Source organism: Pseudobdellovibrionaceae bacterium, assembly GCA_019637875.1.
In the GTDB taxonomy this organism is placed as follows: Bacteria; Bdellovibrionota; Bdellovibrionia; order Bdellovibrionales; family Bdellovibrionaceae; genus JAHBUW01.
The window spans coordinates 256,024-273,270 of the sequence record JAHBUW010000003.1; the positions used below are offsets into that span (position 1 = coordinate 256,024).

24 protein-coding genes are annotated in these 17,247 nt (G+C 55.8%); all 24 read right to left on the bottom strand.

The annotated features are described in order from the left end of the window. Positions 1-186, bottom strand: a complete 186-nt coding sequence (gene rpmD, locus KF767_05970; GenBank protein MBX3017417.1) for a 50S ribosomal protein L30 — start codon at positions 184-186, stop codon at positions 1-3. A gap of 11 nt (positions 187-197) precedes the next feature. Next, a complete protein-coding gene (gene rpsE / locus KF767_05975; GenBank protein MBX3017418.1) occupies positions 198-650 on the bottom strand; it encodes a 30S ribosomal protein S5 in 453 nt (150 codons plus the stop codon). A gap of 30 nt (positions 651-680) precedes the next feature. Next, positions 681-1,046, bottom strand: coding sequence for a 50S ribosomal protein L18 (rplR, locus tag KF767_05980; protein ID MBX3017419.1), 366 nt, complete (start codon positions 1,044-1,046; stop codon positions 681-683). Positions 1,047-1,081: 35 nt separating this feature from the next. After that, on the bottom strand, positions 1,082-1,624 hold the full coding sequence (gene rplF / locus KF767_05985; protein ID MBX3017420.1) for a 50S ribosomal protein L6: 543 nt from the start codon (positions 1,622-1,624) through the stop codon (positions 1,082-1,084). Between the two features lie 6 nt (positions 1,625-1,630). Then, positions 1,631-2,020 (bottom strand): 30S ribosomal protein S8, encoded by a 390-nt coding sequence (gene rpsH / locus KF767_05990; protein MBX3017421.1) that lies wholly within the window; start codon positions 2,018-2,020, stop codon positions 1,631-1,633. Between the two features lie 8 nt (positions 2,021-2,028). Beyond that, the gene (gene rpsN, locus KF767_05995; protein ID MBX3017422.1) at positions 2,029-2,334 is read right to left on the bottom strand and encodes a 30S ribosomal protein S14; all 306 of its coding nucleotides are present in this window, start codon (positions 2,332-2,334) and stop codon (positions 2,029-2,031) included. Between the two features lie 17 nt (positions 2,335-2,351). Then, complete coding sequence (rplE, locus tag KF767_06000; GenBank protein ID MBX3017423.1) at positions 2,352-2,891, bottom strand: 50S ribosomal protein L5; 540 nt, start codon at positions 2,889-2,891, stop codon at positions 2,352-2,354. A gap of 10 nt (positions 2,892-2,901) precedes the next feature. After that, complete coding sequence (gene rplN / locus KF767_06005; protein MBX3017424.1) at positions 2,902-3,270, bottom strand: 50S ribosomal protein L14; 369 nt, start codon at positions 3,268-3,270, stop codon at positions 2,902-2,904. Between the two features lie 8 nt (positions 3,271-3,278). Continuing rightward, complete coding sequence (gene rpsQ, locus KF767_06010) at positions 3,279-3,581, bottom strand: 30S ribosomal protein S17 (GenBank protein ID MBX3017425.1); 303 nt, start codon at positions 3,579-3,581, stop codon at positions 3,279-3,281. Positions 3,582-3,584: 3 nt separating this feature from the next. Further along, positions 3,585-3,773 (bottom strand): 50S ribosomal protein L29, encoded by a 189-nt coding sequence (rpmC, locus tag KF767_06015; protein ID MBX3017426.1) that lies wholly within the window; start codon positions 3,771-3,773, stop codon positions 3,585-3,587. A 3-nt stretch (positions 3,774-3,776) separates the two neighbouring features. Further along, positions 3,777-4,184 carry a 50S ribosomal protein L16 gene (gene rplP, locus KF767_06020; protein MBX3017427.1) on the bottom strand — a complete coding sequence of 136 codons (408 nt, stop codon included), beginning with the start codon at positions 4,182-4,184 and terminating at the stop codon, positions 3,777-3,779. After that, positions 4,171-4,836: a 30S ribosomal protein S3 gene (rpsC, locus tag KF767_06025; GenBank protein MBX3017428.1), complete on the bottom strand. Its 666-nt coding sequence runs from the start codon at positions 4,834-4,836 to the stop codon at positions 4,171-4,173. The genes rplP and rpsC overlap by 14 nt, the downstream gene beginning before the upstream one ends. A 2-nt stretch (positions 4,837-4,838) precedes the next feature. Further along, positions 4,839-5,171, bottom strand: a complete 333-nt coding sequence (gene rplV, locus KF767_06030) for a 50S ribosomal protein L22 (protein MBX3017429.1) — start codon at positions 5,169-5,171, stop codon at positions 4,839-4,841. An 8-nt stretch (positions 5,172-5,179) separates the two neighbouring features. Continuing rightward, positions 5,180-5,470, bottom strand: coding sequence for a 30S ribosomal protein S19 (gene rpsS / locus KF767_06035; GenBank protein MBX3017430.1), 291 nt, complete (start codon positions 5,468-5,470; stop codon positions 5,180-5,182). A gap of 7 nt (positions 5,471-5,477) precedes the next feature. Further along, positions 5,478-6,296: a 50S ribosomal protein L2 gene (rplB, locus tag KF767_06040; protein ID MBX3017431.1), complete on the bottom strand. Its 819-nt coding sequence runs from the start codon at positions 6,294-6,296 to the stop codon at positions 5,478-5,480. A gap of 3 nt (positions 6,297-6,299) precedes the next feature. Next, entirely contained in the window at positions 6,300-6,578 is a 279-nt protein-coding gene (gene rplW, locus KF767_06045; GenBank protein MBX3017432.1) for a 50S ribosomal protein L23, read from the bottom strand. Position 6,579: 1 nt separating this feature from the next. Continuing rightward, entirely contained in the window at positions 6,580-7,200 is a 621-nt protein-coding gene (gene rplD, locus KF767_06050) for a 50S ribosomal protein L4 (GenBank protein ID MBX3017433.1), read from the bottom strand. Beyond that, positions 7,200-7,793 (bottom strand): 50S ribosomal protein L3, encoded by a 594-nt coding sequence (gene rplC, locus KF767_06055; protein MBX3017434.1) that lies wholly within the window; start codon positions 7,791-7,793, stop codon positions 7,200-7,202. Before rplC ends, rplD begins: the two co-directional genes overlap by 1 nt. Before the next feature lie 109 nt (positions 7,794-7,902). After that, entirely contained in the window at positions 7,903-8,220 is a 318-nt protein-coding gene (gene rpsJ / locus KF767_06060) for a 30S ribosomal protein S10 (protein MBX3017435.1), read from the bottom strand. Positions 8,221-8,758: 538 nt separating this feature from the next. Continuing rightward, positions 8,759-9,094, bottom strand: coding sequence for a hypothetical protein (locus KF767_06065; protein MBX3017436.1), 336 nt, complete (start codon positions 9,092-9,094; stop codon positions 8,759-8,761). 181 nt (positions 9,095-9,275) lie between these two features. Further along, positions 9,276-11,393: an elongation factor G gene (gene fusA / locus KF767_06070; protein ID MBX3017437.1), complete on the bottom strand. Its 2,118-nt coding sequence runs from the start codon at positions 11,391-11,393 to the stop codon at positions 9,276-9,278. A gap of 419 nt (positions 11,394-11,812) precedes the next feature. Continuing rightward, positions 11,813-12,286 (bottom strand): 30S ribosomal protein S7, encoded by a 474-nt coding sequence (rpsG, locus tag KF767_06075; GenBank protein ID MBX3017438.1) that lies wholly within the window; start codon positions 12,284-12,286, stop codon positions 11,813-11,815. Between the two features lie 96 nt (positions 12,287-12,382). Next, entirely contained in the window at positions 12,383-12,757 is a 375-nt protein-coding gene (rpsL, locus tag KF767_06080) for a 30S ribosomal protein S12 (protein ID MBX3017439.1), read from the bottom strand. 283 nt (positions 12,758-13,040) lie between these two features. Then, the gene (gene rpoC, locus KF767_06085; protein MBX3017440.1) at positions 13,041-17,165 is read right to left on the bottom strand and encodes a DNA-directed RNA polymerase subunit beta'; all 4,125 of its coding nucleotides are present in this window, start codon (positions 17,163-17,165) and stop codon (positions 13,041-13,043) included. Positions 17,166-17,247: the final 82 nt, after the last annotated feature.

A 17,247-nucleotide genomic window follows, 5' to 3' on the forward strand; every position in this document is an offset into this window, starting at 1 on the left:
TTACCTCTGAACTTCCACATCGACGAGATGTTGGACTTTAAGGATTTGGCCGCGGTTCGCCGGGTTATCGGCCATCACGACGCTCTTACGGATGCCACGGAGACCCAGGGCCTTCATGGTCAGGCGCTGAGATTGTGTGCAACCGATCGTCGAGCGAACTTGTGTCACTTTAAATGTTTTCGCCATAACTCACCTACTTACGCGTTGGTATTGCGGTTCTGATTCACACGCAATTGCGCCAGACCGTCGAGGGTCGCGCGAACCGCGTTGTGAGGGTTACGAGTGCCGATGCACTTCGTCAAAATATCTCTGACGCCGACCGATTCCAGGACCGCGCGGACCGCACCACCGGCGATCACACCTGTTCCGGGAGCCGCAGGCTTCATCAGCACTTTCGCGGCGCCGAAGGTTCCGATCACTTCGTGCGGGATGGTGCCCGAGGTCAGTTCCATCGTTGCCGCCGATTTTTTGGCCGCACGGCTGGCTTTGCCGATCGCTTCGGGAACTTCGCCGGCTTTACCGGTTCCGAATCCCACTTCGCCCGTTCCGTTGCCCACAACCACGAGAGCTGCGAACGAGAAACGACGACCGCCCTTCACGACTTTCGTGACACGGTTGATCGCGACGACTCTTTCTTCCAATTCACCCATCGGTTTTTCCACTGAGTATTCCCTTCGAAATTAAAATTTGAGTCCGCCGGCGCGAGCACCGTCTGCCAACGCTTTCACACGACCGTGATAGACGAAGCCGTTCCGGTCGAAGACGACCGATTCGATCTTCTTCGCGATCGCGAGCTTCGCGATCTCTTGTCCGATCGCTTCCGCCAGCGCCTTACCCGACTTGCCGTCGAGCTTCAGCGAAGACGTGGTCACCAGAGTTTTGCCCGCAGCATCGTCGATGATCGACGCGTACATGTGAGCGTTGCTCCGGTAGACGCACAAACGAGGACGTTCTGCGGTTCCCGCAACGATCTTGCGGATCCGGATTTTTTTCGTCAGACGCGAGACCGTCCGTGCGCTTGTTTTTTTACGAAACTTCAGTTTCACAAATCACCTCAATCAGTAATTAAAGAGTCCGCCGATTACTTGCCGGCCGACTTACCCGCCTTACGACGGATCTTTTCGTCCGCATAACGAACGCCTTTACCCAAGTAGGGCTCCGGCGGACGGAAGCTGCGGATCTTCGCTGCGACTTGACCGACCAGCTCGCGGCTTGCGCCGGTCACGCTGATGTTGGTCTGCTTATCAACCTTGATCTCGATTCCTTCGGGAATTTCGAACACGATCGGGTGCGAGAAACCCAGCGACATTTCGAGTTTTTTACCCGAAACGCTCGCACGGTAACCGACGCCATGGAGTTCGAGGCCGCGGTTGAAGCCTTTCGACAGTCCGGTGACCGCGTTCTGAATCAGAGCGCGATACATACCGTGCAGCGACTTCGCTTCTTTCGAGTCTCCTTTGCGAGTCAGAACGACTTTTTTGCCGTCAAGAGCCGCGCTCACTTCGGGACGCATTTTGATGGTCAAAGAGCTCTTCGCTCCTTTGACGACCACTTCGTTACCCGGAGTGACGTTCACTTGGATTTTATCGTCAAAATGGACGGGTGCTTTTCCAATACGCGACATGGTGACCTACCAAACCCTGCAAAGCAGTTCGCCGCCGACGTTCTTTGTCTGAGCTTCCGCGCCCGCCATCAGACCACTGCTGGTGCTGAGGATCGCGATACCCAAACCCGAACGAACTACGGGAATATCGGTGGAGCTGACGTACACGCGACGACCGGGACGCGAAACGCGTGTGATCGAGTTGATCGCGTGTTGGCCTGCTTCGTTGTATTTCAAATAAACGCGCATCACACCTTGCTTCGAGTCTTTCGCGACTTTGAAGCTACGGATGAAACCCTGTTGCGCCAGGATCTCAGCCAGGTTTTGGCGGAACTTCGAAGCCGGGATATCGACTTTCTCGTGTTTCGCGATACCAGCGTTACGAATGCGTGTCAGAAACTCAGATACTGTATCCATCTTTTACCTCACCAGCTGGCTTTCGTGACGCCCGGAAGTTTTCCATCCAAAGCGAGTTTACGGAACGCCAAACGCGACAGACCAAATTTGCGGTAGTTCCCACGGGGACGACCGCTCAGTTCGCAACGAGTGCGGACCTGAGTCGACGAAGTCCAACGGGGCAGAGCTTGAAGCTTACGGCGAGCGGTTTCGCGCTCTTCATCCGACAGCTTCATGTTGACCGACGTCGCGCGCAGCTCATCACGATGCTTGCGGTACTTTTCGGAAGCCAATTTCTTGAAGTTGTTTTTTTCAATAGCAGCTTTACGTGCCACAGTTCACCTTCCTAAAGTTATTTCCTGAAAGGCATACCGAGAGCTTCAAGAAGCGCTCTGCCATCCACGTCGTTTTCCGCTGTCGTGCAGATCGTGATATTCATTCCACGAACTTTCTCGACGCGGTCATAGTTGATCTCAGGAAACACGATCTGTTCCTTCAGACCCATGTTGTAGTTGCCACGGCCATCGAAGCCTTTTGTCGGCAGACCACGGAAGTCACGAACGCGAGGCAAAGCCAGCGCATTCAGACGATCCAGGAAGGCCCACATTTTCTCGCGACGCAAAGTCACGCGCACACCCAAGGGGATGCCGGCGCGCAATTTGAAGTTCGAGATCGCTTTCTTCGCCTTGGTGATCACGGCTTTTTGGCCGGTGATCGCGGTGATTTCGTCAACGACGGTGTTCAACACTTTCGCGTTGGTCACGGCATCGCTGGTCGTCACGCTGAGAATGATTTTCTCAAGGCGAGGAACTTCCATCGAGTTTTTCTTCCCGAGCTGTTTTTGCAGCGAGGGAGCGATTTCTTTATTGTATTTGTCTTGCAAGCGGTTCATCCGGCTCTCCTCACAACACTTCAGGCGCCAGCGACACGATCTTCACGAAAGATTTTCCGCGAAGTTCACGAGCGACGGGTCCGAAAATACGTGTTCCGATCGGTTCTTTATTGGCGTTGATCAGAACCGCCGAGTTATCATCAAAACGAATGTAAGAGCCGTCCGCGCGCTTCAGTTTGTGGACGGTGCGGACGACGACGGCTTTCGCCACGTCTCCCTTTTTCACCTTCGCGTTCGGCAGCGCTTCTTTGATCGAAACGACGATGATATCGCCGATCGATGCATAACGACGCTTCGAACCGCCGAGGACTTTGATACACATGACTTCACGTGCACCCGAGTTGTCTGCGACATTGAGTCGAGTTTGCATTTGGATCATGTGTTACCTCAGACCTTTGCCGCTTCGACGACTTCCACCAAAGCAAAACGCTTGGTTTTGCTGAGGGGGCGGGTTTCACGAATGCGGACGGTGTCGCCCACTTTCGCGGTGTTTTTCTCATCGTGGGCTTTGAAGACCGAAGTGCGCTTCATGTACTTGCCGTACTTCGCGTGACGGACCATGCGGTAGCTGATCACCGAGATGGTTTTATCCATCTTGTCGCTAACGACTTGTCCGACCACTTCGATCTTGCGACCGCGTGAGTTGGTTTCTTCTTTAGTGGTTGCGGTTGCTTTTGCTTTTGCAGCCATCGCTTAGTCCTTCTGACTCGCCAGAGCGGTTTCGACACGAGCCAGATCGCGACGGATGAAGCGAATCTGCACGGGGTTCGAAAGTTGACCCAGGGTGTTTTTCATCTTGGCTTGGAAGTACTCGGCCTTGAGGGCATCGCGCTTCTTCGTCAGCTCCAGACGACTCTGATTTTTAATATCGGCGAATTTCATATCCTACTCCCGTACCAGGAAACGAGTCTTGAACGGCAGCTTGTGAGCCGCGCGCAGGAAAGCTTCTTGCGCGACTTCTTTCGGCACACCGTTCATTTCAAAAATGATCCGACCCGGAAGAATACGTGCCACCCACAATTCGGGGTTCCCTTTACCGCTACCCATACGAGTCTCGGCAGGTTTCTTCGTGACCGGAGTGTCGGGGAAAACGCGGCACCAGATTTTTCCACCCCGCTTGATCGAACGCGAGATCGCGATACGCGCGGCCTCGAGCTGACGAGCGGTCATGCGGTGCTCTTCCGTCGCTTGAAGACCGAAATCACCGAAATCCAGGTTCGAACCGCGGTTCGCGAAACCAGTCGCGCGACCGACGAATTGTTTACGACGTTTTACACGCTTAGGACTTAACACGGCCAGCCTCCTCGACTTCGCGAGCTGACAAGATGTCACCTTTATAGATCCACACCTTCAGGCCGATAATGCCGTAAGCTGTAGATGCTTCTGCCGTTCCGTAGTCGATATCCGCGCGCAGAGTGTGAAGAGGGACGCTCTTCTCATTGTACCACTCGCTACGTGCGATCTCGGCACCGTCAAGACGGCCACCCACTTTAATTTTGATCCCGCGGACTCCGCCTTTCATTGCGGCCGCGATCGCTTTCTTCATCGCACGACGCCACGAGATCCGCTTCTCGAGCTGGAGTGCGATGTTTTCCGCAACCAACTGAGCATCGATATCGGGCTTACGCACTTCTTGAATGCTCAAGAAGACTTCGTTCGGAGTCAGCTTTTGGACTTCGGCTTTGAGTGAATCAATGCCGGTTCCTTTTTTACCAATCACGATCCCGGGGCGAGCCGTCGAGATGATGATTTTCACTTTGTTCGCCGCGCGTTCCATTTCGATCTTCGCAACGCCCGCGTGTTTCAGTTTCGCCTTCAGGTAGCCGCGCAACTTGATGTCTTCATGCAAGTTGCTGAAGTACGACTTCCCTTTCGCGTACCAACGGGAATCCCAGGTACGAATGACACCGACACGGAATCCAACTGGATTAACCTTCTGACCCATTCTTACCTCTCATCCAATACGACGTTGATGTGGCTCATGCGCTTACGAACACCGGTCGCGCGACCTTGCGCGCGGGGGCGGAAACGCTTGAGAACGGGACCCTCGTCGACCGTGATGGTTTTGACGTAGAGTTTGTCCAGATCGATGGTCTTTTTGTAATCCGCATTCGCCAGGGCCGACTCGATCAGCTTTTTGATCATGTACGCCGACTTCTTGTTCAAGAAGGTCAGTTCTTTGATCGCCGTGTCGACACTTTGTCCACGAACCAGATCAGCCACCAAACGGCATTTCTGGGCGCCAACTCGTGCGTAGCTCAGCTTCGCTTTGACTTCCATTCAAGTCCTCACTTCTTCGCAGCTGCGGGTGCAGCCGCTTTCTTCTCGGCGTGTCCGTTGAATGTCCGCGTGGGAGCGAACTCACCGAATTTGTGACCGATCATATTCTCGGTGACATAGACGGGAACGAATTTACGACCATTGTGAACCGCGAAGGTCAGTGCCACCATTTCGGGAAGAACTGTCGAACGACGCGACCATGTTTTAATGACTTTTTTATCGCCTTTGGCGTGGGCGTTATCGACCTTCTTCTGAAGATGAGTGTCGACGAACGGACCCTTTTTTACTGAACGAGCCACAACCGACCTACTTTCTACGCTTCACGATGGTTGAATCAGTCCGCTTATTATGACGAGTCTTGTAACCTTTCGAAGGTTGACCCCAAGGTGTGACCGGGTGGTGACCCTTACCCACACCCTCACCACCACCCAAGGGGTGATCGACAGGGTTCATCGCCATACCACGAACCGAGGGACGTACACCGCGCCAACGTGCGCGACCAGCCTTGCCCAGTTTGATATTTTCGTTATCCAAGTTGCCGACTTGACCGACCGAAGCGCGGCAAACCGACAAGATTTTCTTCACTTCACCCGAGGGCAGACGAACTTGGCAGTACTGGCCTTCTTTCGAAACCAGAATCGCTGCCGAACCCGCACCGCGTGCGATCTGCGCACCTTTACCGGGACGCATTTCGAGGTTGTGAATTGTTGTCCCCACGGGAATCGCGCTCAAGGGCAACGAGTTGCCCGGCTTGATATCCGCTTTGTCCGACGACACAACCGTGTCACCGACGTTCAGACCCACCGGCGCCAAGATGTACGCTTTCGCGCCATCGACGTAGCTGATCAGAGCGATACGCGAAGTGCGGTTGGGATCGTACTCGATCGCCACCACTTTCGCGGGAACTTCAAGTTTCAGACGAGTAAAGTCGACCAGGCGGTAACGGCGCTTATGGCCGCCACCTTGGTGACGTACGGTGATCTGACCGTGGTTGTTACGAGCCGCTTTTTTCGAAAGGGGCGCGGTCAGCGACTTTTCGGGCTTGGTCTTTGTGACTTCCGCGAAATCGAAACCTGTTGCGCCACGGCTTCCGTGTGAACGTACTGAATAATTCTTGATACCCATGGATTATGCTCCCTCAAACAGAGCGATTTTTTCGCCCGGCTGGAGTTTCACGAAAGCTTTCTTCCAGTGCGGAGCCTTGGTGCGAGCAAACTTGTTTGCTTTCGCAGCGCCACGGCAACGAACTGTGCGGACCGAGTCCACTTTCACTTCAAAAACTTCTTCCACCGCTTTTTTGATCTCGGGTTTCGAAGCCGACAAATCGACTTCGAACACATAGACGCCAGCCGCATTCAGGATGGCGTTTTTTTCCGTGATCAGAGGGCGCTTCACTGTCATTTGCATGTTATCCCTCCGCCTGCAGGCGCTTCGAGAGCTCCGCCACCGACGATTTGGTGAGGACTGCAGCGTCGTATTTCAGCAGGTCGAAAACGTTCACGCCATCGATCGCCAAGAACTTGTACTTGGCCAGATTGCGTGCCGCGCGCGAAGCCTGCTCGTTACCAGCGTCAACCAAGACCGACTTTTCCAAGCCGAAAGCCTTCAGTTGTTTCGCCAGAGCGTTGGTTTTGCCATCGCTTTTCATATCATCCACGATGAACAGCTTGCCGGCTTGATTCAGCTGCGACAGCGCCATACGGAGAGCGAGTTTACGAACCTTCTTCGGCAGTGCCCACGAATAGTCGCGGGGAACGGGTCCGAAGAGCTTCGCTCCTCCGGGCATCAGGGGCGAACGGGTCGAACCCTGACGGGCGTTACCGGTTCCCTTTTGCTTGAAGGGCTTCTTACCGCCACCGCTCACCAGCGAGCGAGTCTTCACCATGTGCGTTCCTTGGCGGCGCGAAGCCAATTGCCAACGAACCACTTCGTGCAGGATCTCTACGCGAGGAGTGATGCCGAAGATCGTGGGATCGAGATCGATCGAACCAACCTTCTCTTTTTTCCAGTTATAAACAGTCGTGCTCATTACTCAGCTCCCTTCAGGAGGCGAACGAGCGAGTTGCGTGCGCCGGGAACCGGGCCCTTGACCAGAACGACGCCGTCGTCCGCCAAGACTTTCACAACTTCAACGTTCTTCACGGTGATGGTTTCATCACCCCAGTGACCGGGGAATTTCTTGCCCGGCATGACCCGTCCGGGCCAAGTCCGGTTACCGCTCGATCCAGGACGACGGTGGAATTTCGATCCGTGAGTGGCCGGGCCACCCGCGAAGTTCCAACGACGAACCGAACCTTGGAAGCCGCGACCTTTCGAAGTGCCGGTCAAAGAGACCGAGTCACCCGCAGCCAAAGAGTCGATGCCGACTTTCTGACCGACGGTCACGCCATCAACGGCTTGACGAATTTCGCGAACGAGCGAAGCGGAACCCTCGAAGCCAGCGGCTTTCAAGTGTCCGGCCATCGCGCCCGACGAATTTTTAGCTTTCTTAGGACGGCAAGCGATCTGAACGGCGGTGTAGCCATCCGAGTCCTGCGTCTTCACCTGGGAGACAACCCAGGGTTCATATCTCAAGATCGTGACGGGAATCGCCTCACCGTTTTCGGTGTAGATGGTCGACATTCCCTCTTTGAAGGCAAACAAGCCCTTCAATTTGGCGTCTTGAGAGCCAGCTGTCGCTGTTTGTGCATCATGAGTCGTTTCTTCGCTCACTGTTCACTCCTCTCGCGGCCTATACGGCCGACAGTTTAATTTCAACGTCCACGCCAGCCGACAGGTCCAACTTCATCAGTTGGTCGATCGTCTGTTGAGTGGGTTCCAAAATATCCAACATGCGCTTGTGAGTCCGGATCTCGAACTGCTCGCGCGACTTCTTATCAACGTGGGGCGAACGCAGAACCGTGTAACGGTTAATGCGTGTGGGAAGCGGAATCGGACCCGCAACACGCGCGCCTGTGCGACGTGCGGTCTCAACGATTTCTTTCGTCGATTGATCCAGAAGTTTATGGTCAAAAGCTTTCAGGCGAATGCGAATTTTCTGACTTTGCATATTCCGCTCTTTCTCAGTTTTCTAAACACTCAAAAACACGAACAAACATATTCGTCTCGAGAGAATTCCTGCGTTTCAGTTCTCGGCTTAGCAAGCCCAACGAAAATCCCGTACTCATTCCCGAGCACGTTAAGAACTGACGGCCACGAATCTTTTTTAGATCTCGTTACGAGGTGCCGAATATGCCCGAGCCCGGAATCCCATGTCAAAAGAAAATCCAGAATTTCATTGCGCTCTCGGGATCTTCCCGCTCCACCCTCAAAACGAAACTGTGAGGGGGTGGCGCCCTCTCCGCTCCTTCGGAGAGCTGCCACTCCGTGACATTGTTTAAGAGGCAGGCAGTCGCTCTGGAGGCGCGGGAACTGGAATCCGGCGGAGGCTCCGGTGGGGAGCGGCTTGGCGCGATCACAAAGACCGCGAGCCCGGAGTTGAAGGAATTTCAGGTGGCGCGAGAGGCCCGGCACCGCAGAGACGCGAAAAAGCCCTTTCCCTCGCACGGCACGAGGGAAAGGGCCTGTATTTGGGAGAACCAGACCGCCTAATAACCGCCGGTGATCATGACCCAGCCGCCGGTCGAAGCCTTCGTCCAGAGCTCCGATGAGCTCGGCGTCACGTAAGCGCTGATCAGCAGCTGCCCGTTCACCGAAAACTCCGCACCGACCTGGGTGCTCGTCTTACAGTACGTCATGTACTCTCGCGCCCGCTGCAAGCAGCGATGGGGATTCACCGCCGAATCCTGATAGGAATCCGCGAAGCTCGTGCCCGAGTTGATCCTCATCGGTCGGCACTGACTGAGTTTGATGGTGCAATCCGCCGAGGCCGTCACGGCAGAGAGGACCACGAAGAGCGCTAAAACGGTTTTCAACAAGTTCATTTGAACCCCCTGTTTTGGTTGCGAACATCGATCTGGGTTCATTGTGACCGGCTTCAGACTCCGGAGAGACTGACATATCCGCGCAGAAAACGATCCTTCACTTCGCCGTGTTTCATCATGAAACGAAAAAGCCGGGCGCTGGGCCCGGCCGATACGAAAATGGAGTTCGCGGAACGAGTCGCTAGAATCGGCCGAGTCGCCCCAGGATCTCTTCGCGCTTTTTCGTGGGCACCGCTTGGTACTCCAGGAAATCCATCGCGAAAGAGGCACGCCCCTGCGACAACGAGCGCAGATCCGTCGCGTAACCGAAAAGCCCTTCGAGCGGCACCTCGGCCTGGATGACCTGGGTTCCCTGACTTTTCACGTTGATCGAGTTCACGCGACCGCGACGCGAATTCACATCGCCGACGACGCCGCCGACAAAACTGTCCGGCGAAGTGACCTCGACCTTGAAGATCGGCTCGAGCAACTGAACTTGCGTCTTCTTCACGGCATCCCGGAGCGCCAGCGAAGCCGCCGCCTTGAACGCCATTTCCGACGCCGACTTTTCGTCGCGCATCGTGGCCGAAAGCAGGGTGATCTTCATGTCGATCATCGGATACGAAGCCAAAGGTCCGACCTCGGCCGTTTCGCGCGCGCCCGACTCGATCGCCTTCGTGATCGCCAGCGGCAGCGGAGGCGTCGCCTTCGGAATCAGGTTCACCAGCTGGATGCCCGCGCCCCGCTCAAGCCCCTCGACCTTCACGCGCACCGCCGCGAACTGCTCTTCGCCGGCGATCAGACGTTCGTAAACGTGCTCGGCGTCCGCCGATCCCTGAATCGCCTCGCGGTACGAGACCTGGGGTTTACCGACGTTCGCTTGGACTTTGTGTTCACGCAGCAGACGGTCCACCAGAATCTCGAGGTGAAGCTCGCCCATGCCCGAGAGCAAAGTTTGCCCCGTCTCGGGATCCATGCGCAGACGCGCCGAGGGATCTTCCTTCACCAGCTTTTCGAGCCCCGCCATCATTTTATCTTGATCGGCGGAGCTTTTCGCCTCGACCGCGACCGAAATCACGGGCTCGGGCGGGACGATGGACTCCAGGACGACGTTCTTTTTCGATTCGCAAAGGGTGTCGCCCGTTCCCGTGAACTTCAAGCCGACGATCGCGCCGATATCCCCGGCCTTCAGCTCGGTGATTTCTTGGCGCGAGTTCGCGTGCATGCGGACGATCTTCTGCACGCGCTCTTTTTTCTCGGTCCGGGGGTTATAAACCTGATCGCCGACTTTCATCGTGCCCGAGTACACGCGCACGTAAGTCAGCGAGCCCGCGAACGGATCGGTCGCGATCTTGAACGCCAGGCCCACCGCCGGGTCGTCGAAGTTCGTTTTGCAGACGATCTCTTTTTCGGGTTTTTCCGGATCGTGACCGACGACATCCGGTACGTCCAGGGGCGAGGGCAGATAGTCGATGACCGCATCGAGCAAGGGCTGCACGCCTTTGTTTTTGAAGGCCGCCCCGCAAAGAACCGGGAACACCTTCATGGCGAGCACGCCTTTGCGAAGGGCCCCCTTCAGCTCTTCGGGCGTTACGTCTTTGCCCTCAATGAGCTTTTCCATGATGGCATCGTCGAAATCGCCGATACGCTCGATGGTCTTCGCGCGGGTCAGCGCGACCTCTTCCGCCATGTCGGCAGGAATGGGGCCGCGGGTGAACTTCTCGCCTTTGTCTTTGTCGGATGATTCCCAAATCAAGGCTTCGTTCGCGATCAGATCCACCAGACCGACAAAAGCATCCTCGGAGCCGATCGGCATTTGGATCGGCAGGGGCTCGGCGTTGAGTTTGTCTTTGATCGTGCCCACCGACATCCAGAAATCGGCGCCGACCCGGTCCATCTTGTTGATGAAGCAGATCCGCGGCACTTTGTGTTTGTCGCCCTGACGCCAGACGGTTTCCGACTGGGGCTCGACGCCGTTCACGCCGTCAAAAACGGCGACGGCGCCATCGAGCACGCGCAGCGAACGCTCGACTTCGATCGTGAAGTCCACGTGCCCGGGAGTATCGATGACGTTGATCCGGTGCTCACGCCATTGGAGAGTCGTCGCGGCCGCGGTGATCGTGATCCCGCGCTCCTGCTCTTGCTCCATCCAGTCCATGGTGGCCGCGCCATCATGCACTTCCCCAATTTTGTGGGATTTGCCGGAGTAATAAAGAATACGCTCGGTCGTCGTGGTCTTACCGGCATCAATATGCGCCATGATCCCGATATTCCGGGTCCAACGCAGCTCTTCAACAGTTTGCGGATCAGCAGCAGACATAGCCTGCGAATGTAAGCGCCAGAACCTAAAATGTCGAGACGGAAAGCCCCTCTTCTCCCAGCCCCCACACCAAAAGATCGGCACAAGCGGCCCCAATCCCAGCCTTGATTTTCCTTCACCCTCACCCGAGAGGATGAGCCTTCGGATTTCCCGTCAGTTTGCTTTTTCTTCTTTTGGCGGGACCTCCGCCACGCCAGGATGGCGTATTCATTGGCGGCGAGGCCTGGAGGGCCGTGTCCCGCCAAAAGAAGAGAAAGGAAAGTGATGGGAAATCCGAAGGCCACCCGGAGCCCCTCCCCACGAGGGCGAAGGAAAACCAAGCGCCCCAAACGACAACGGCCCCTTCACGTCAATCCCCAGAGAACCCGGGAGCTGACGAGAAGAGGCCGGTGCCTGTTCTCGGATTTCTAGAAATCCAATTACCAGTTGTAGTGCGAGAAAGCCTTGTTCGCTTCCGCCATACGGTGAACATCTTCGCGCTTTTTGATCGCGTTACCGCGATTGTTGTAAGCGTCGAGGATTTCGCCGGCCAGGCGCTTCGAGAAGTCTTTTTCGCCACGAGCACGCGAGTACTCGATCAGCCAACGCATCGACAGCGCCAGACGGCGCGAGGGACGAACGTCAACGGGAACTTGGTAAGTCGCACCACCAACGCGGCGGCTGCGGACTTCCAGCGAGGGCTTACAGTTCTCAAGAGCTTTCTTGAGGACCGCAACGGGCTCTTCGCCAGCCACTTTGTCTTTCAGTTCATCCAATGCTCCGTAGAACATCTTCTGAGCGATCGCCTTGCGACCTTGCAGCATCATCTTGTTGATGAATTTCGCGATCACGATGTCTTTGTAGACGGGATCTGGAATGACTTCGCGTTTAAATGTCTTTTTACGACGTGACATGATCAATCTCCAAAAGTTTGTCCGGTGTCTAACCCGGATCAAGTCTGTTCGGCCGCCTCTCAATTTGAGCGGCCGAAACCTGAGTTAGATAACGAATTACTTCTTCGGGCGTTTCGCGCCGTACTTCGAACGTGCGCGCAAGCGACCGTTCACACCTTGCAGGTCGAGGACGCCGCGGACGATGTGGTAACGCACACCGGGCAGATCCTTCACACGACCACCACGGATCAAGACCACGCTGTGCTCTTGAAGGTTGTGACCGATGCCGGGGATGTACGAGATGACCTCGTATCCGTTCGACAAACGAACTTTCGCCACCTTACGGAGGGCCGAGTTCGGCTTCTTGGGAGTTGTCGTGTAAACACGAGTGCAAACTCCACGACGCTGCGGGCACTTCATCAGCGCCGGAGACTTCGTATCGTTCTTCTGGACTGTCCGCTCTTTGCGGATCAGCTGGTTGATCGTAGGCATTTCTGCTCCTGTAGCTCTCTGTTGGGACGCGCTTTCGCGGGCCCTCTGTCTTTCGACACGCTTCACTTCAACCGACTCTGGATCTTCCGGTACCGATCCGAGCTTTGTCCGGTTGAAATTACTCAACGAGTTTATTCCGGAAAACTAAGGCCCGGACAATAGCCAGCGGGGTTGGGGGCGTCAAGACGTGAGAACGAAAAAAGCCAAGGTTCCCCTTGGCTTTTCCGCTCTGGAGCCGCCCTTCCGGACAGCCCCAGATCTCTTATAAACGAACTGGCAATCGTTACGGCTGCGTCGTCGCCCCGAATCCGGGGAGCGAAGTGCCGAGCGACAGATCCTGCTCGTCCTGGGTGGTGACTTTCCAACGCTTGTACGAGGTCAGACCTGTACCGGCGGGGATCAGACGACCCATGATGATGTTCTCTTTCAGACCGCGCAAAGCATCCGTACGGCTGTTGATGGCCGCTTCGGTGAGGACTTTGGTGGTTTCCTGGAATGAGGCCGCCGAGATCCAGCTGTCGGTCGACAGCGAGACCTTGGTGATCCCCAGCAGGAGCGGATCGATGGTTGCGGGTTGTCCGCCTTCCGCGATCACGCGCTCGTTTTCGACAGCCAAGTTGTATTTCTCAACCTGTTCGCCCGCCAAGAAACGAGTGTCACCCGAGTCACGAACCGCCACTTTACGGAGCATCTGACGAACGATGACTTCGATGTGCTTATCGTTAATTCCGACCCCTTGCAGACGGTAAACTTCTTGGATCTCGTTGGTGAGGTAGCTCGACAGAGCCTTCTCGCCCAGAACGGCCAAGACGTCGTGAGGATTCGTGGGTCCATCCATCAGTGCTTCACCGGCACGAACGTATTCACCTTCACGAACCGCGACGTGTTTCCCTTTGGGGATCAGGTATTCGCGCTGTTCGCCGACTTCGGGAGTCACGATCAAACGCTGTTTACCTTTCACGTCTTTACCGAAGGTCACGTAACCATCGATCTCGGAGATGATGGCCGCTTCTTTCGGCTTACGGGCTTCGAAGAGTTCCGCGACACGGGGCAGACCGCCCGTGATATCGCGTGTTTTCGAAGTTTCGCGGTGGAGTTTCGCGATCGCGTCGCCGGCGTGGATTTCTTGGCCATCGGTGACGAGCAGTTGCGCGCCCACGGGGATCAAGTAACGAGCCGGGATTTCACGACCGGGCAGAGTCAGGACTTTGCCGTTCGCATCGACCAGCATGATGGCGGGTTTGACGTCCGACGAACGGCTCTCCGTGATGACCTTGGTCGCGAAACCGGTCACGGGATCGAGCTGCTCGGTCATCGTCGAACCTTCTTCGATGTCCTGGAACTGAACACGTGCCGAAACTTCCGAAATGATCGGGTTCGAGTAGGGATCCCACTCGGCGATCACGGAGCCTTTCGTCACTTTCTGTCCTTCTTTGAAGTTCAAGACCGCACCGTAGGGGATCTTGTACTTTTCGCGCTCACGGCCCGATTCATCGACGATGATCGCGTCACCGTTACGATTCATGACCGTCAGCTTGCCGCCTTTATTCGCGACCGCGTGGACGTTATCCAGTTTCAATGTTCCGTCGTAACGAGCCGTGTGTGCCGATTGCTCGACCGCACGCGAAGCCGCACCACCCAAGTGGAACGTACGCATGGTCAGCTGAGTCCCGGGCTCACCGATCGACTGCGCCGCGATGATACCGACCGTTTCACCCAAGTTCACGGTCGCACCGCGAGCCAGGTCACGTCCGTAACACTTCACGCAGACGCCGCGACGAGTTTTACAAGTCAGTGCCGAGCGGATCCAAACTTTCTCGACGCCCGCGGCTTCGATGTTTTTCACGTCGGTCTCGGTCATCTCTTGGCCCGCGGGAACGACAACGCGTCCCGAAGTCAGCTCAACCGCATCTCTCAAGGCGGTACGACCCAGAATGCGATCGCCGATCCCTTGAATGATTTCGCCGCCCTCGTAAACGGGAGCGATTTCCAAACCATCCTCAACACCGCAATCTTGTTCCGACACGATCACGTCCTGAGCGACGTCGACCAGACGACGGGTCAAATAACCCGAGTTCGCGGTTTTCAGAGCGGTATCGGCCAGACCTTTACGCGCACCGTGAGTCGAGATGAAGTACTGAATGACGGTCAGACCTTCGCGGAAGTTCGCGGTGATCGGAGTCTCGATGATTTCGCCGGACGGCTTCGCCATCAGACCACGCATCGCACCCAGCTGACGAAGCTGAGCCGCCGAACCCCGGGCTCCGGAGTCCGCCATGATGTAGATCGGGTTGAAGCTCGGTCCGATCGACTCTTTGCCGTCGATCACGAACTTTTGCTTCTCGATCTTGCCCATCATCTCTTTCGTCACTTTATCTGCGGTTTGTGCCCAGATATCGACGACCTTGTTGTAGCGCTCACCGTCGGTGATCAAACCTTCGTCGTACTGCTGTTGGATTTCCGAGACTTGTTTCTCGGCGTCCGCCAGCATGTTTTTCTTCTGCTCGGGGATGACCATGTCGTCGATACAGATCGAAAGACCTGCGGTCGTCGAGTAACGGAAACCGTACTCCATGATTTTGTCGGCCAAGAGGCAAGTTGCTTTCGCGCCGGCCAAACGGAAGGTTTTATCGATCAGAGTCGCGATCTGTTTCTTGGTCATGACCGTGTTCACTTCTTCGAAGGGAACTTCCGGCGGAACGATTTCGCTCAGGATCGAGCGACCGACCGACGTTTCACGGATCTTACCGTTGATGCGGACTTTACAAGCCGCTTGCAGATCGACGAGTCCGTTTTCGTAAGCGTAGTTCGCTTCTTGAACGGAGGCGAACGAACGACCCGTTCCCTTCGCGCCGGGACGAACGCGCGTGAGCCAGTAAAGACCCAGAACGATATCCTGCGAGGGGTTGATGATCGGCTTCCCGTTGGCGGGCGACAGGATGTTGTTGGTCGACATCATCAGGACGCGAGCTTCAACCTGTGCTTCGATCGAGAGCGGAACGTGAACGGCCATCTGGTCACCGTCGAAGTCGGCGTTGAACGCCGTACACACGAGCGGGTGCAGTTGGATCGCTTTACCTTCGTGCAGAACGGGCTCGAACGCTTGGATACCAAGGCGGTGAAGCGTCGGCGCGCGGTTCAACATGACGGGGTGTTCTTTAACGACGTCGGCGAGGATATCCCAGACCTCAACGGTCTCTTGATCCACCAAACGTTTCGCTTGTTTGATCGTGGTCGCAAGTCCTTGCTCTTCGAGTTTGTTGTAAACGAAGGGCTTGAACAGCTCGAGAGCCATTTTCTTGGGAAGACCGCACTGGTGCAGTTTCAGAGTCGGACCGACAACGATAACCGAACGACCGGAATAGTCGACCCGTTTACCGAGAAGGTTCTGACGGAAACGACCTTGTTTACCCTTCAGCATATCCGAGAGTGAACGCAAGGGGCGCTTGTTCGGACCGGTGAAGGTCTTACCGCGGCGACCGTTGTCCAAGAGAGCATCGACTGCTTCCTGAAGCATGCGCTTCTCGTTACGGATGATGATGTCGGGAGCGTTCAGCTCTTGCAGACGCTTCAAACGGTTGTTCCGGTTGATCACGCGACGGTACAGATCGTTCAGATCCGACGTGGCGAAACGACCGCCATCGAGCGGAACGAGAGGACGCAGATCCGGAGGAAGAACCGGCAGCGCTTCCAGCATCATCCACTCGGTCTTGTTGATCGAGTTTTTGAAAGCTTCGACGACGCGCAGACGCTTCGACAGTTTCTTGAGTCCCGCTTCCGACTTCGTCTCTTTCATCTCGACGCGAAGTTTGCGCGAGAGGTACTCGGGATCGATTTTACGGAGCATTTCACGAACCGACTCACCGCCCATACCGGCTTTGAAGTTCGGACCGAATTCGTTCAGGGCCGCTTGGTAAGCTTCCTCGGTGAGGATCTGACCTTCTTGCAGCGACGTTTCCATCGGATCGATGACGACGTAGGCTTCACAGTACAGAACCTTCTCGACTTCTTTCAGCGAGAGATTCAGCAAGTTACCGATACGGCTGGGCAGCGAACGCAGGAACCAAATGTGCGCCACGGGAGTCGCGAGCTCGATGTGGCCCAGGCGCTCACGGCGGACTTTGGATTGAGTGACTTCAACGCCGCACTTCTCGCAGATGACTCCGCGATACTTCATACGTTTGTACTTACCGCACAAGCATTCGTAATCTTTGATGGGTCCAAAGATCTTCGCGCAGAACAGACCGTCCCGCTCGGGCTTGAAAGTCCGGTAGTTGATGGTTTCAGGTTTCTTCACTTCACCGAACGACCAATCACGGATCATTTCGGGCGAAGCGAGCGAGATCCGTACGGCGTCAAACGACAACGGATCCTTCGGTTTATCAAAAAAGTTCAACAAGTCTTTCAAGGTTACTCCTCTTGTTGTTTAAAAACGTTCCAAAAACTTCGCGGGGGCACGGGGCTCTTTCGAGCCCCTGTCAGATCAGCTA